This window comes from Paraburkholderia solitsugae (genome assembly GCF_013177695.1).
Lineage (GTDB): Bacteria > Pseudomonadota > Gammaproteobacteria > Burkholderiales > Burkholderiaceae > Paraburkholderia > Paraburkholderia solitsugae.
Genome location: NZ_WOEY01000042.1, coordinates 92647 through 107533, shown reverse-complemented (window position 1 = coordinate 107533; position 14887 = coordinate 92647). Strand labels below are relative to the sequence as shown.

The window sequence follows — 14887 nt, the reverse complement described above, 5'->3', positions numbered from 1 at the left end:
CTCAACCCCACCCCGCGGTGCAGGTTATTCATCGTCGTAAGAAACGAGTTCTGCGTGCGTTTCACCGCAACAAACCCATTCCCCACCCAGTACTCCGCCTGCACATTCTGAGTAGGCCCAAAAATCCCGACCTGCCAGAATTCCGGCTGCATCGCGCTGCGATCCCCCCAAGCCACCGGATGCGCCGGCTCGCGCTTCACCCGCCCCGGCTTGCCGTCGATCTTCAACTCACCCTTGAGCCATTTCGCCATATCCATCGGCGACTTCAGCTTCCCCTGCGGCACGGAAATCTGCATCTCCTCGACCTGCGGCTCGCCAGACGACACATTCAACGGACCACCCCGATGGTTCAGCAAAAACCCCGTCGCGCCGAACAACAGCCCAAGCACCGCGCCCCACAGGCCAACCCAGCCGTGCACCTTGCGCAACCACTTGATGAAATTCGCCCGCCGCGAACGCCGGCGCCGCGCAGCCTGCTCGGCGTCGTCCATCAAATGATGACCACGCTCCGGCGTATGTGCGGTGTACTGCGTGCCGCCACCAGCAGCAGGCTTCATGTCGATCGAGTCAGGCGCGTTCACTTCAAAGCTCCAGGCGCAGCAAGTTAAGCCATCGCCGGCGTGCAGCGACGAGGCGCACGCTCACACCAGCAATAAAAGAGGTAGCTAAAGGAAGGGCCGGACAACCCGGCTTGCGGTCCAGGTCGTCCGGCTGAAAAGCTGGCTGGCAGTCACAGAGGAGGAGAAATGTGACAGAAAGCTGGCAATGCCTTTCAATTGATAATGGATATCATTACATAATTAGGGCATTTGCTCAATCGCAATGCGCGGCACCGGCTTGACATCCAGGCGGCGCAAAGGGACTCTAGCTGGCGATCCCGTCAACGTTGCCGTTCCGGATACCTGCCTGCCATGCGCCTCGCCTCTTTGGTCTGTCTTGCATCTCTCGGCTGGCTTGCCGGCATCCACGCCGCGAGCGCGAGCATTGCGGCCAAACTGGACGATCCCTATACCAACGAAGGCGAAACGCAGACCTTCACGGTCAACGCCGACGGCTCCTTCTCGAAGCTCGATTCGATGACGCTGCGCGTGAATAACGAAGCAGGCGTCGCGCGGGTCGCGCAGCAATACGTCTGGTTCAATCGCAATATGGCGGACGTGCAGATCCTGGAGGCTTACACGACCACCGCCGATGGCGTGCGTCACGACGTGCAGCCCGACCAGATCCGCGACGTGCAGGAAGTCCGCTCGTTCGACGCGCCGATGTTTCAGGACATTCAGGAAAAGGTGATCGTGTTCCCCGCCGTCGAGCCCGGCGCGCGCGTGCACCTCACCTATCGCAAGACGCAAAAGGAACCGATCGTGCCAGGCGAGTTCAGCGACTTCACGCCGCCCGATCTCGCGCCGACCCACAACTTCCGCCTGATCTACGATCTGCCCGCCGACAAGCCGCTCTATGCCGATGCACGCGGCTTCACCGCGTTGCAACCGGTCACGCACGACGGCCGCACACGCTACGAATTTCGTTACGACAAGGCGCATTTCAGCCGGCTGGAGCGCGGCTCGATCGCCTACGTATCGTACGGCGACCGGCTGATGGTCTCGACCTTTCCCGACTACGCCGCTTTCGCCGCCAGCTACAGGGCCTCCGCCGCCGACCCGAACGCGCGCGATGCCGCCGTCACGCATCTCGCGCAAAACCTCACCGCACGTGACCACACCCCGCGCGACAAAGCCAAGACGCTGTACGACTGGGTGCGCCGCAACGTCCGTTATGTCGCGATCTATGTCGGGCGTGGCTCAGTGGTGCCGCACAGTGCAAGCGCGATCCTCGCGAACCGTTACGGCGACTGCAAGGATCACGTGGCGTTGTATGGCGCGCTGCTCGACGCGGTCGGCATCCGCAACGAGCCGGTCTTGATCAGCAGCGGCTCGATCTATACGCTGCCCAGCGTGCCGGGCTACGGCGTCATCAATCACGCCATCACGTGGCTGCCGGATTTGCAGCAATACGCCGACTCGACGGCATCGAATGTCGAATTCGGTTTTCTGCCGTCGTCCGATATGAACCGGCCCACCGTGCTCGTGAATCAGGGGGTGATCGCGCAAACACCGGCCACTGAGCCGATGACGCGCAGCACCGACCTGTCGATCAAGGTCGAGCCGGATGGTTCGGCAAGCTTCACCTATCGGCTGGAAGTATCGGGGGCTTCGGCCGAACAGGGGCGCGCCATGTTGCGTACGCAGTCGCCCGCGCAACGTGATGACTCGATCCAGGCGGAATTGCGCAGCGTCAACCTGCGCGGCACGGCCACGCTGACGACCAGCGACCTCGCCGTGGCCGACGGCCCGCTGACGATCACCATGAAAGGTACGCTCGAAAATCTCGTGGTGCCGGGCGCAGCGGCATCGATTCCGGCGCTGACGAGTCTGGCCGGCGGCTTCGCGGCGGACACCCGCTACTGGCTCGGCGAACGGCAACGAACGCAGCCCTTCGTCTGCCACAACCTGACGTTGCATGAACGCGCGCGCGTTGAATTGCCGGCGAACTTCCACGTGCTCGAGATGCCGGAAGCGAAACGAACCCAGGACCGCTTCGTCGATTTTCAGTCGCAGTACACGTTCGATCCGCTCAGCAACGTCGTGGCGATGACGCGCGACGGCACCACCCATTTCGATAGCGATGTCTGCACGCCCGACGACTTCGCGCAGATGCGTCCCGCGATCGAAGCAATCGGGCGCGACGTGCGCGCCGAAGTGATTGTCAAATCGACGCTGGTGCAATCGTCGAGCGTGGTGTCGCAGGCGCCGTAGAAGCGCAAACGCTCAAACCGGCCAGAGCGGCCCTTCCTGCATCGCGCCGAGCTGCTCGCGCAGTTCGAGGACGCGGTCTTCCCAATAGCGCTGCGTGTTGAACCACGGAAACGCCGCCGGAAACGCCGGGTCGTCCCAGCGGCGCGCGAGCCACGCCTGATAGTGAATCAGCCGCAGCGTGCGCAACGCTTCGACGAGATACAGTTCGCGCGGCTCGAAGTCGCAGAAGTCTTCGTAACCGGCAAGCAGGTCGGCGAGCGCACGCGAAGCCTCGACGCGATCGCCCGGCAGCAGCAGCCATAAATCCTGCACCGCAGGACCCATGCGGCTATCGTCGAAGTCGACAAAATGCGGACCCGCGTCGGTCCACAACACATTGCTCGGATGACAATCGCCGTGCATTCGCAGCATGCGAATATCGCCGGCGCGCTCGAAGGCGCGCTCGACGCCTTCGAGCGCGAGATTCACCACGGTCAGCCAGGCGGTGCGCACATCGTCAGGCACAAAGTCGTGCGACAGCAGGAAGTCGCGCGGCTCGTAGCCGAACGTGTTGATGTCGAGCGTGGGACGCTCGGTGTAGTTCTGGGTCTGCCCAACCGCATGGATGCGGCCGATAAAACGCCCCAACCATTCGAGCGTATCGCGCCGGTCCAGATCGGGCGCGCGGCCGCCGCGGCGTTCGAAGATCGAGAAACGGAAACCGTCGAAGGTATGCAGCGTGCGGCCTTCAAAAACACGCGCGGGCACCGCCGGAATTTCGCGCGCGGCGAGATCGGCGACAAAGGCGTGTTCTTCGAGAATGGCGGCGTCGGTCCAACGCTCAGGACGGTAGAACTTGGCGACCACCGGCGGCCCGTCTTCCACGCCCACCTGGTACACGCGGTTCTCGTAGCTGTTGAGCGGCAGCATGCGGCCGTCGGTGTACACACCGACGCTGCTGAGCACGCTGTCGAGCGCGTCGAGCACGATTTCCGGCTTGAGCCGGGCGAAAGGCACGGCGCTATCGGCGCCGTCCGGTAGGTCGAAAATGTCGTCGTTCATGCCCGCATTGTGCGCCGCGCCGCCGTCAAAGACGAGGGCGTCGGCTCACCTTGCGGCTTACAGCCACCTGCAACCACCATGAATCGGACTCAAACCAGCTTCAATGCACCTGCGCGCTCGACGGGCGGACCTGCTCACCCGTATCGATCAAGTCTTCAAGGAAAAAGGGTTCAGTGTTCAGATGCTCTGACGTGCCGGGCTCGCCGGCATACCAGGCCACCATCGCCATGTCGCCGAGAATGCGCATGACGATCCCGCGTGCGCCTTGCGGCACGGCGATATGCACCGATCGGACAATGGAACCGATTTGCATGATGTTTCCCCGTTTCTCCCATAGCCGGCTTTATGGTTTCCGCGCCGGTCAAGGTGATGATAAAAGCGCCGCTTCGCCAATAACGTTGCGTACGCACCCAATCTGCTGCGCGTAACACTCGTGAGAGGTTCGAGTCATTGTTCCCGTTTTGCGGGGCCATGGAAAGCGCGAACTCAGGGCTGTTCACCCGTCGTTTCGCCCCAATTCCGATTACAGCGCGCCACGCCGATGATCTGGGCGTAAAGCGTCGTAACGAGACCATCATAAACCCAGCCGGGCTGATATATCAAAATCCTGTCCTCAGCGCGAAAGGCAACTATTCACGTCCGCGAACCTCGCATCGCACGCACCCGCCCAGTCTATTCAATTAGGCGAGAACGATCCGCCATGCATCGAACCAGCCTGAAAAGTAAGGGCCGCGTAAGCAAACACTTCATTCTTTACGGCGTTTTTGCTGCGACGCGACAATCGCGGCCGCCCTTGCAGCACCGGGTTCAGCGGCCTGCGAAGACACGCTGCAGCGCCGCAAAGCGTTGTTATGTTGATCTAACCGTCGCCTATACTCGAATCCAGCGTTGGCAGTGCATGACTCCAGAAATAGAGCCACTGCCCGCGCCGGTACTAAAAAAAGGAGACGGGTATGACGACCTACTTCACGATCGGCGATTTCATCCTGGTAATTCCGATGGCGCTGGCCGGCGCTCTGTTTGTCGGTGCGCTTCCCTGTAAGACGGAATTTCGGCACAACGCGCTACGCGTGCTGGGCGCGCTGATCGGCGTAGTGTTCGCGGTCGTGCTGGTCGAAGGCTTGCCTGCGCTGGTGTAGCGGGGGCTGGCGAAGACGGCCTCTACGCTTCGCCGAGGGTTCGGTCGACTGAACGCAGTCGATTCGTCGACTGCGCCGGAAGCGTGTACGCCTGAATTGCATCGATAAAGAAAGCCGCCTCATGGGCGGCTTTCTTTGTTTCTACGACATGAAATACCGTGCGATCAGATCGCCTGATCCGTCGACGGCTTTTCCCAAAGATTGATGCCGCCTTCAGTCGCGTAGCGGTCGATCTCCGCCAGATCTTCCTTCGAGAACGCGAGGTTCTTCAGCGCACCGACGTTCTCGCGCACCTGTTCCGCGCGGCTAGCGCCGATCAGCACGGACGTGACGCGCGGATCGCGCAGCGCCCAGGCGAGCGCCATCTGCGCGAGGCTTTGTCCGCGACGCTGCGCGATGTCGTTGAGCTTGCGCACGTGTTCGATGTTTTGCGGGCTCAGATGCTCCTGCTTCAGCGAACCGCCGCCCGGCTTGTTGACGCGCGCGTCTTCCGGCACGCCGTTCAGATACTTGCCGGTGAGCAAGCCCTGCGCAAGCGGCGTGAACGCGATAGCGCCCGCACCGACCTTCTCGAGCGTGTCCAGCAATTCCTGTTCGATCCAGCGGTTGAGCATGTTGTACGCCGGCTGATGGATCAGCAGCGGCACCTTGTACTCGGCGAGCAGCTTCGCCATTTCGAGCGTCTTGGTTGCCGAGTATGACGAAATACCGATGTACAGCGCCTTGCCCTGCTGCACGGCGCTCGCCAATGCACCGGCGGTTTCTTCGAGCGGCGTATCGGCATCGAAACGATGCGAATAGAAGATATCGACGTAGTCGAGGCCCATGCGCTGCAGGCTCTGATCAAGACTCGCGAGGACGTACTTACGCGAGCCGCCACCCTGCCCGTACGGACCCGGCCACATGTCCCAACCCGCTTTCGACGAGATCAGGAGTTCGTCGCGATACGGCTTGAAGTCGTCTTTGAAGAGCCGGCCGAAATTGGTTTCGGCGCTGCCGTACGGGGGGCCGTAGTTGTTGGCGAGGTCGAAATGCGTGATGCCCAGATCGAAGGCCGTGCGCAGGATATCGCGCTGCGTGGAGATCGGCGTGGTATCGCCGAAGTTGTGCCACAGGCCCAGCGACAGCGCCGGCAGTTTGAGACCCGACTTGCCGCAGACGCGGTATTGCATGTCCGAATAGCGTTCTGAAGCTGCTTCGTAAGCCATTGCTAGTGTCCTTGATGTTGAAGTCGCCCGGCGATCAACGGGCGTGAGGAAATCACATGCTGCGGGAGGCGTACAGGTTTTATGTTTATGGTTGGGTGAGGCTAGACCGCTATGGTAGCCAATCGCCGTACTGCCTGCAGACGCCCACTATGCGGGATGGACGACTGCTTGCGGCTCCCCTACACTTTGGCCGATCAAAGCTTATCGGAGGAGCAGGTTCATGACGAAGGCGATTTCAATCGCGCTGATTGTCGGCGGTATCGTGTTGTTGTATTTCGGCGGGCAGGCGTTCAACTCGGTCAGCAGCGAGGTATCGCGCGTGTTTACCGGATCGCCGACCAACAAGGCGATCGTGCTGATCGTGGCCGGCGCGATCGCCACCATCGCCGGCCTGACCGGGGTGGGGCTTTCCGGGCGCAAGCGGTAGCGCGTCGATTGCCTACGCGGCGCGAGACCAACGGAAATCCGCGCCGCGCGAGGCAACAAAGCTAAAAGGCGATTTCAGGCTTGGCCGCCGAGCGGGATCCCGGCAGGGGCACATTGCTCGCCCCGTGATAGGTAAACACCAAAGAAAATTTCACCTGATCGCTGAGGTTCTTGCCAGCCGAATGCAGCGTGTTGCAATGAAAGAACACCACGTCCCCGGCGTTGAGCTCGGGCGAAACCGCGGTGCGAATCAAGGCCTGATTCTCTTCCAGATCGGAACGGAAAAACTTGGCCTCGTCGAACCGGTCGGACGTGAAGGCGGCACTGTGCGACTTCGGCACCAACCACAACGCGCCGTTATCGACCGTCTCCTGCCCGACCGCGAGCCACACCGACACCAGGTCGTCACGCTCGAACGACCAATACCGCACGTCACGATGCCAGCCGGTCAAGCTGCCATAAGCAGGGTGCTTGGTCATCATGCAATTGTGATGTGCCCGCGATAAGCGCGGCTCCTCACCGAAGTACAACTCCATCCAGCCGCGAATTTCCGGCGCGGTCGCCCATTGCGCAAAATGCGGATGGCGCCCGTACGCATCGAGCAACCGGCGAACCGTATGGCCGCCCGGCGCGTGTTTGGATTCCGGCGCGCCCGGATACCGCAAATCCGCCTCGAACTCGATCGGCGCCGCCGCTTCCTGCAACTGGCGCTCCGCAATCTGTTTCAGTTCGCCGCAACGCTCGGGCGACACCAAACCAGGCACAACGACAAATCCTTGCTCCCGCAACGTTTGAATCTGTTCTTTCTTCGAGTGAAGTGACATGGTGTTCCGTTACTTTCGACTGGCTGATGCTCGATTGTAAAACGGGCGCGATCGGACTGTGCGCTGTTTCGCCTTCCGAGAAGCCAAGGCCTTACGCACTACTTTCACGCGAAATGGCGGTTCGCGCAGCACGCTGTCAGGGCACGCACGCACGAAAATCGACCGCAAAGGGCACGACCCCACAAGCGTGCATAGCGCGCTTACCCCGTAAAAACCCGTATTCGCAGGGTAAAAACCGACTTTCTGACGTCATGAATCGCGTGTAGCCTGCACACATGTTGATCGCTACTCCCGCACTTTTGCGGCGCGCAAGTGCCGCTGTGACCGGCCCCGCCGTCCTCTGTGCCCTTTTCCCTCGAATTCCGGGCTTTCGCGCCGTCCATCGCGACATCGTCATTGGCACATTTGGTGCTCCTTCTGACGCATACGCCGTCGCGCGACACGTTGCCCACTTGTGAAGCCATGCATACTCTTCTGAGCACCCGTCTTACCCGCGCCGCATTGAAAGCGGCGCGTCCGGCGCGCCGTCATGTTGTGCGCGCGCTGCGTCACCATGCCACCCGCACTCGCGCATTGGGCGAACAATGGCGCGAAGCCAAAGCGGTCGATGGCATTCGCACGTGGTTCCACACCTTCTTCTCCGCGCTGCGCCTGCAAGGCAGTTCGCGCCGGTTTTCGCTGCGTACGCTGCTGCGCAAACCCACGCCGCTGCGCCTCACCGCTACGCGCCATGCACCGGTCGCCGCACCGCAAAGCACGAGCCGCCGCCCGCGCCGTATGTCGACGAGCGGCAGCACCGGTTGGTTTGAGTTTGAGTTTGCGTTCGCTAGCCGCTGAGTGAGTTTCAGCACAACGCAAAGGCAATAAAAAAACCCCGCCCGGCTTGCGCCGGCGGGGTTTTTTGCTGAAGCGGACTGCGTGCGCTTATTCTGCGAGCGCGGCGACCGGTTCGGTGCCTGCTGCTTCGGCGAGCAGCAGCGCCTTGTCCGTGGCTTCCCACGTGAATTCCGGCTCTTCGCGGCCGAAGTGACCGTAGGCCGCGCTCTTCTCGTAGATCGGGCGCAGCAGGTCGAGCATCTGGATGATGCCCTTCGGACGCAGGTCGAAATGCTCACGCACCAAACGCGTGATCGTCGCATCCGACACGCGGCCCGTGCCGAACGTGTTGACCATGACCGACGTCGGCTGAGCAACGCCGATCGCGTACGACACCTGAATCAGGCAGCGCGACGCCAAACCCGCCGCCACGATGTTCTTCGCGACATAACGGCCGGCATACGCTGCCGAACGGTCGACCTTCGACGGATCCTTGCCCGAAAACGCGCCGCCGCCGTGCGGCGCCGCGCCGCCGTACGTATCGACGATGATCTTACGGCCCGTCAGACCGCAATCGCCTTGCGGGCCGCCAATCACGAACCGGCCGGTCGGGTTCACCAGGAACTTGATGTCACCCTTGATCAGGTCAGCCGGCAGCGTAGGCTTGATGACTTCTTCGATCACGGCTTCGCGCAGCGTGGCCAGATCGATGTCCGGCGAATGCTGCGTGGACAGCACCACGGTATCGATCGCATGCGGCTTGCCGTCGACATAACGCACGGTAACCTGCGACTTCGCATCCGGACGCAGCCAGGGCAGACGGCCGTCGCGGCGCAGATTCGCCTGGCGCTCCACCAGACGGTGCGACAGGTGGATCGGCAGCGGCATCAATTCCGGGGTTTCTTCGCACGCGTAACCGAACATCAGGCCCTGGTCGCCAGCGCCTTGATCGAGGTTGTTGTCGTGCGCACGGTCCACGCCCTGGGCGATGTCCGGCGATTGCTTGTCGTACGCTACCAGCACCGCGCAGCCGCGGTAGTCGATACCGTATTCGGTGTTGTCGTAGCCGATGCGCTTGATCGTGTTGCGCGCGACCTGGATGTAATCGACGTTCGCGGTGGTGGTGATTTCACCGGCCAGCACGACGAGACCCGTGTTGCACAGCGTTTCGGCTGCGACACGCGAATACTTGTCCTGGGTCAGGATGGCGTCGAGGATCGCGTCCGAAATCTGATCCGCGACTTTGTCGGGATGGCCTTCGGAAACGGATTCGGAAGTAAAGAAATAGTCGTTTGCCACGTTGCGGACTCCTGTTTTGTGGTTACGGTTGAGTTTCACGTAGCCAGCTTCGGGAGCCTTGAAGCGGCGACGCTTTAGCGGATTACCTTACCGGCAGGGGGCATATCCCATGGATCGCACCCCCCAGCTTCGCCCCGCAAGTTGTCTATTAACTCGGCGAAGCCCTTATTATAGCGACTTCCTTCGATTGTCACAGAGTGATCACCCGTGCCGTATTTCGACCCGTCTTCAGGTTTCTTGAGCAAAGCGTCGCTCGACGCCCTACACGGAGGGGCGGCATGCTGAGTCGTCTTGGCGCCCACCTGGCCATTGGACTGCTGAAATTTTTAGCGTTATTGCCGTACGGCTTCGTTGCGCGACTGGGCGACGGGCTGGGCTGGCTGCTCTATCAGATCCCCAGCAACCGTAAGCGCATCGTCCATATCAATCTGAGTTTGTGTTTCCCGGAATGGAGCGCCGAGCATCGCGAAGATATCGCGCAGAAACACTTCCGCCACGCGATCCGCAGTTATGTTGAGCGCAGCGTGCAGTGGTTCGGCTCTGCCAAGAAGCTGGAGAAGCTCGTGCAGGTGGATAGCGAGATCGACCTGCTCGATCCGGACATGCCGCCCACGCTGCTGCTTGGCGCTCACTTCGTCGGCATCGAAGCGGGCTCCGTGTTCATCAATCACGCGCTGCGCCGGCAGTGCGGCGCGCTCTACCAGCCGATGTCCAACAAGGTGCTCGACGACGTGGCGATAGCCGCGCGTGGCCGCTTCGGCGCGGACATGGCAAGCCGCGCCGACAGCGCGCGCATCGTGCTGCGCTGGCTGCGAGACCGCAAGCCCGTCATGCTCGGCGCCGACATGGACTACGGCATGCGCAACTCGACGTTCGTGCCGTTCTTCGGCGTACCGACCTGCACGCTGACGGCCGTCGGGCGGCTCGCCGGGGTCGGCCATGCGCAAGTGGTGCCGTTCATCGGCGAGGTGTTGCCGAACTACAAGGGCTACCGGCTGAAGGTCTTCAAGCCATGGGACAACTACCCCACTGGCGACGACGACGCCGACGCGCGCCGCATGAACGCCTTCCTTGAAGAGCAGATTCCGCTGATCCCCGAGCAATACTACTGGGTGCACAAGCGCTTCAAGACCCGTCCGCCGGGCGAACCGAGCGTGTACTGACCCGGTCTTCGAAAAAGTGCCTGAACGCGGAATTAAGGTGACAAATAAGGCGGCGTTCGGCCCACCCGCAGGCGTGTCACTTACAATAGCGTGATGAAACTGAAATTCACCAAAATGCACGGCGCGGGCAACGACTTCGTCGTGCTCGACGGCTACACCCAACCGGTCAACCTGACGCCGGCGCAGGTGCGCGCGCTCGCGGACCGGCATTTCGGCGTCGGCGCCGACCAGTTGCTGCTGGTCGAGAAGCCCACCGTGGACGGCGTCGATTTCAGATATCGCATCTTCAATTGCGACGGCGGCGAGGTCGAGCACTGCGGCAACGGCGCGCGCTGTTTCGTCAAGTTTGTGCGTGACAGCGGCCTGACCGACAAGCGCAGCGTGCGCGTGCAAGTGCAGAACGGCACCATCCTGCTGACCATGCAGGAGAACGGCGAAGTGCTGGTCGACATGGGCGCACCCGTGTTCGAACCGGAGCGCGTCCCGTTCGCCGCCAAAGGCCTCGAAGGCCGCCGCGAAAGCGCTGACACGCTCTGGCCGCTCGACGTGAACGGCGTGACGCGCTGGATTTCGGTGGTGTCGATGGGTAATCCGCACGCGGTGCAAGTGGTCGATAGCGTCGAAGATTTTCCGGTGCTCGTCGAAGGTCCGGTGATCGAGCGGCATGCACGCTTCCCGCAGCGGGTGAACGCGGGCTTCATGCAGATCGTCGGCCGTAGCGAGATCAAGCTTCGGGTCTACGAACGCGGCGCCGGCGAAACGCTGGCATGCGGCACGGGCGCGTGCGCGGCAGTGGCTGCCGGCATTCGCCGCGGGCTGCTGGACGCGCCGGTGCTGGTGCACACGCACGGCGGCAAGCTGACCATCACGTGGGACAGCACGCAAGAAGGCGCGCCGCTGCTGATGGCCGGCCCCGCGGCAACTGTCTTCGAAGGCGAAATCGAACTGGCCGACTGACCGCGCCAGCGCACTACCCGATTTACCGGCCGAACAATCGGCCGAGGAAGTACCCGACACGTGGCCTCGAATAGGCCGATGAAGGGGCCAAAGCAGGGGTCGATGAAGCGCCGGACAAAGCGGCGCTTTCACCGGCCGACCGAACTCATGACCGATGCGCCGCCCGAAGGCGTCGTCCCGTAGTCCTTTAGCCGAAACCATGAACGATCGCGAAGTCGCCGAATATCTGCTCGCCAACCCCGAATTCTTCGCCGAACACGCGGAAATGCTCGCGACGATCCGGCTTGCGAACCCGCACGGCAAAGCCGCGGTGTCGCTGCAGGAGCGGCAGATGGAAATGCTGCGCGACAAGAACAAGCATCTCGAACGGCGTCTGGCTGAGCTGCTGCGCTACGGTCACGAGAACGACAGCATCGCCTCGAAATTCAATCGCTGGACCATCCGTGTGATGGCCGAGCGCGATCCATACGCGCTGCCGCGCACGATCTCCAACGGCTTGCGCGATATTTTCGACGTGCCGCAAGCCGCGCTGCGCGTATGGGACGTCTCCGAGCCGTATGCACAGGCCGAGTTCGCGCGCCATGTCGGCGAGGAAGTACGAATCTTCGCGAATAGCCTCACCACGCCGTACTGTGGCGCGAACACCGGCTTCGAAGCGGCGCAGTGGCTGGCGCCGGCGGTGTCGGTGGTGAGCGACGATGGGGCTGCAGGCAGCACGAGCGACTCCGCGCACGCCACGGAATCGATTGCGTTGCTTGCGCTGCGCGACCCCGAAGGCAAGGAAGAAGCGCCCACCTTCGGCCTGTTGGTGATGGGTTCGGCCGACGCACGCCGCTTCCACGACGGCATGGCCACCGATTTCCTGACGCAGATCGGTGCATTGGCGAGCGCGGCGCTGAGCCGTCTGCTGCCGCGCTGAGCCACGAAAAACCATCGTGACCGACGCCGACCCGATTGCCGCCTATCTGTCGAATCTCGAACATGAGCGGCGACTGTCGGCGCATACGCTGCGCGGCTATACCCACGAGCTCGAGGAGCTCAAGCTGCTGGCCAAAGGCCGACCGCTCGAAAGCCTCACCGCTGTCGATATTCGCGGCGCGGTGTCGCGAGCGCACGCCGGCGGCCTGACGGCGCGCTCAATCAGCCATCGGCTGTCGTCCTGGCGGGCGTTCTACCGCTGGTTCGCGGGCCGCGTCGATCTGCCGGCCAATCCGGTCGCCACCGTGCGGGCGCCGAAGCAGCCCAAGGCACTGCCGAAAGCACTTTCCGTCGACGACGCCACACGCCTGATGGAAAGCCCGCCCGCCGCGACGCCCGAAGGGTTGCGCGACCACGCGATGCTCGAACTGTTCTACTCGTCGGGCCTGCGTCTGTCCGAACTGGTCGGCCTCGACGCCCGTTTTGCCGATGCGGGCGGCTACCGTTCGGCAGGCTGGCTCAAGCTCGACTCCGCCGAAGTCGAAGTGCTCGGCAAAGGCAACCGGCGCCGCATTGTGCCAGTCGGCAGCAAAGCGCTCGACGCCTTGAACGCGTGGCTCGCGGTGCGAGACCAGATGGTCAAGCACGATCCGCATCCGCTGTTTCTCTCGGCGCGCGGCAACCGTCTGTCGCCGAATGTCGTGCGTGATCGTGTGAAGCGCGCGGCGCTGGTCGCCGGCATTCCCGCCAACGTGCATCCGCACGTACTGCGGCATTCGTTCGCCACGCATGTGCTGCAGTCGAGCGGTGATCTGCGGGCCGTGCAGGAACTGCTCGGGCACGCCAGCATCACCGCCACGCAGGTCTACACCGCGCTCGATTTCCAGCATCTCGCGCACGTCTACGATCAGGCGCATCCGCGCGCCAAAAAACGCGACTGATTCCGCTATTTGCTTTTTGCGGCTTGCGGTCTCCGCCTTCGCTTCACCTGCCGTGTGCGTCTTTGTCCACGCGGCCAACTGCTCCTGCTGACACCCTGATGAATACCGTTACGCTCAAACCGTCGAAAGAAAAATCTCTCCTGCGCCGCCATCCATGGGTCTATGCCAACGCGATCGATCGCGTCGACGGCAATCCCGCGCCCGGCGCAACCGTGCTGGTGCGCGCGCACGACGGCCGTTTCCTCGCCCGTGCAGCCTACAGCCCGCATTCGCAGATTCGCGCGCGCGTCTGGAGCTTCGACGAAACCGAGCCGATCGACCACGCATTCTTCAAGCGCCGCGTGCAGCGCGCGCTCGCGCATCGTCAAACGATGGTGCACAACACCGGCGCCGTGCGGCTGATTTTCGGCGAAGCGGACGGCCTGCCGGGCCTGATCGTCGATCATTACGTCGCCGAGGACGAAGGCCAGCGCAGCCAGTTGGTGTGCCAGTTCATGGCGACGGGCGTCGAAGCATGGAAGGACGCGATCGTCGCGGCGCTGACCGACGCGACCGGCTGCCCGAACGTCTACGAGCGCTCGGACGTGTCGATCCGCCAGAAGGAAGGGCTTGAGCAGGTCACCGGCGTGCTGGCAGGCGTTGCGCCGTCGGAAGCGCTGATTGCGAGCGAAAACGGCGTGCGTTATCACGTCGACGTGCGCAACGGCCACAAAACCGGCTTCTACGTCGACCAGCGCGACAACCGCCTGCTGGTGCAGGAGTTGGCGAAAGATCGCGACGTGCTGAACTGCTTCTGCTACACCGGCGGCTTTTCGCTGGCGGCCTTAAAGGGCGGGGCCAAGCGCGTGGTGTCGATCGATTCGTCGGGCGACGCGCTCGCGATCGCACAACAGAACGTGGCCGCCAACGGTTTCGACGCCGAACGCGCGACCTGGCTTGACGCGGACGCGTTTAAAACCCTGCGCCGTCTCTACGACGAAGGCGAACGCTTCGACCTGATCGTGCTCGATCCGCCGAAATTCGCGCCGTCGCGCGAACACGTGGACCGCGCCTCGCGCGCCTATAAGGACATCAACCTGACCGGCCTGAAGCTGCTGCGCCCGGGCGGCCTGCTGTTCACCTATTCATGCTCCGGCGCGATCGACTCGGAGTTGTTCCAGAAGATCGTGTCCGGCGCGGCGGCCGATGCGCGCGTCGATGCGCGGATTCTCAAGCGCCTCGGCGCCGGGGTCGACCACCCGTTGCTCACCGCATTCCCGGAAGGCGAATACCTGAAAGGTCTGCTGTTGCAAATTGCCTGATCGCCCATAGTTTCAGGGTTGTTTCCCGCGCGCTGTGGAGG

The 14887-nt window shown here is 62.6% G+C and carries 15 protein-coding genes; 9 read left to right on the top strand and 6 right to left on the bottom strand.

Annotated features, from left to right (window positions below; genetic code table 11):
* On the bottom strand, nt 1–581 hold a 581-nt coding region (locus GNZ12_RS11250; RefSeq protein ID WP_172310403.1), incomplete at its 3' end, for a PepSY-associated TM helix domain-containing protein.
* A 330-nt stretch (nt 582–911) separates the two neighbouring features.
* On the opposite strand from GNZ12_RS11250, the gene GNZ12_RS11245 reads away from it, so the two are divergent.
* A complete protein-coding gene (locus tag GNZ12_RS11245) occupies nt 912–2813 on the top strand; it encodes a DUF3857 domain-containing transglutaminase family protein (RefSeq protein ID WP_172310402.1) in 1902 nt (633 codons plus the stop codon).
* Between the two features lie 12 nt (nt 2814–2825).
* Here the strand turns inward: GNZ12_RS11245 and GNZ12_RS11240 are convergent, their stop codons facing one another.
* A complete protein-coding gene (locus tag GNZ12_RS11240) occupies nt 2826–3854 on the bottom strand; it encodes a serine/threonine protein kinase (protein WP_172310401.1) in 1029 nt (342 codons plus the stop codon).
* A 100-nt stretch (nt 3855–3954) separates the two neighbouring features.
* Nucleotides 3955–4167: a hypothetical protein gene (locus GNZ12_RS11235; protein WP_035554043.1), complete on the bottom strand. Its 213-nt coding sequence runs from the start codon at nt 4165–4167 to the stop codon at nt 3955–3957.
* A gap of 640 nt (nt 4168–4807) precedes the next feature.
* Between GNZ12_RS11235 and GNZ12_RS11230 the strand changes: the two genes are divergently transcribed.
* Entirely contained in the window at nt 4808–4993 is a 186-nt protein-coding gene (locus GNZ12_RS11230) for a hypothetical protein (RefSeq protein ID WP_007179669.1), read from the top strand.
* A 164-nt stretch (nt 4994–5157) separates the two neighbouring features.
* Here GNZ12_RS11230 and mgrA read toward each other — a convergent pair whose 3' ends face one another.
* Nucleotides 5158–6201 carry an L-glyceraldehyde 3-phosphate reductase gene (mgrA, locus tag GNZ12_RS11225; protein ID WP_172310400.1) on the bottom strand — a complete coding sequence of 348 codons (1044 nt, stop codon included), beginning with the start codon at nt 6199–6201 and terminating at the stop codon, nt 5158–5160.
* A 220-nt stretch (nt 6202–6421) separates the two neighbouring features.
* On the opposite strand from mgrA, the gene GNZ12_RS11220 reads away from it, so the two are divergent.
* Nucleotides 6422–6628, top strand: a complete 207-nt coding sequence (locus tag GNZ12_RS11220; RefSeq protein ID WP_172310399.1) for a DUF3185 family protein — start codon at nt 6422–6424, stop codon at nt 6626–6628.
* Between the two features lie 61 nt (nt 6629–6689).
* Here the strand turns inward: GNZ12_RS11220 and GNZ12_RS11215 are convergent, their stop codons facing one another.
* Complete coding sequence (locus tag GNZ12_RS11215; RefSeq protein WP_120302629.1) at nt 6690–7451, bottom strand: phytanoyl-CoA dioxygenase family protein; 762 nt, start codon at nt 7449–7451, stop codon at nt 6690–6692.
* 462 nt (nt 7452–7913) lie between these two features.
* On the opposite strand from GNZ12_RS11215, the gene GNZ12_RS11210 reads away from it, so the two are divergent.
* Nucleotides 7914–8288 carry a hypothetical protein gene (locus GNZ12_RS11210; RefSeq protein ID WP_172310398.1) on the top strand — a complete coding sequence of 125 codons (375 nt, stop codon included), beginning with the start codon at nt 7914–7916 and terminating at the stop codon, nt 8286–8288.
* Between the two features lie 87 nt (nt 8289–8375).
* Here GNZ12_RS11210 and metK read toward each other — a convergent pair whose 3' ends face one another.
* Nucleotides 8376–9566, bottom strand: a complete 1191-nt coding sequence (gene metK, locus GNZ12_RS11205; protein WP_172310397.1) for a methionine adenosyltransferase — start codon at nt 9564–9566, stop codon at nt 8376–8378.
* A 278-nt stretch (nt 9567–9844) separates the two neighbouring features.
* On the opposite strand from metK, the gene GNZ12_RS11200 reads away from it, so the two are divergent.
* From GNZ12_RS11200 to GNZ12_RS11180, 5 genes are all read left to right on the top strand, one after another.
* Complete coding sequence (locus tag GNZ12_RS11200; RefSeq protein ID WP_172310396.1) at nt 9845–10729, top strand: lipid A biosynthesis lauroyl acyltransferase; 885 nt, start codon at nt 9845–9847, stop codon at nt 10727–10729.
* Nucleotides 10730–10822: 93 nt separating this feature from the next.
* Entirely contained in the window at nt 10823–11686 is an 864-nt protein-coding gene (dapF, locus tag GNZ12_RS11195; RefSeq protein ID WP_172310395.1) for a diaminopimelate epimerase, read from the top strand.
* A gap of 199 nt (nt 11687–11885) precedes the next feature.
* Nucleotides 11886–12605, top strand: a complete 720-nt coding sequence (locus GNZ12_RS11190; RefSeq protein ID WP_172310394.1) for a DUF484 family protein — start codon at nt 11886–11888, stop codon at nt 12603–12605.
* A 16-nt stretch (nt 12606–12621) separates the two neighbouring features.
* The gene (xerC, locus tag GNZ12_RS11185; RefSeq protein ID WP_172310393.1) at nt 12622–13545 is read left to right on the top strand and encodes a tyrosine recombinase XerC; all 924 of its coding nucleotides are present in this window, start codon (nt 12622–12624) and stop codon (nt 13543–13545) included.
* A gap of 98 nt (nt 13546–13643) precedes the next feature.
* Complete coding sequence (locus GNZ12_RS11180) at nt 13644–14846, top strand: class I SAM-dependent rRNA methyltransferase (RefSeq protein ID WP_172310392.1); 1203 nt, start codon at nt 13644–13646, stop codon at nt 14844–14846.
* Nucleotides 14847–14887: the final 41 nt, after the last annotated feature.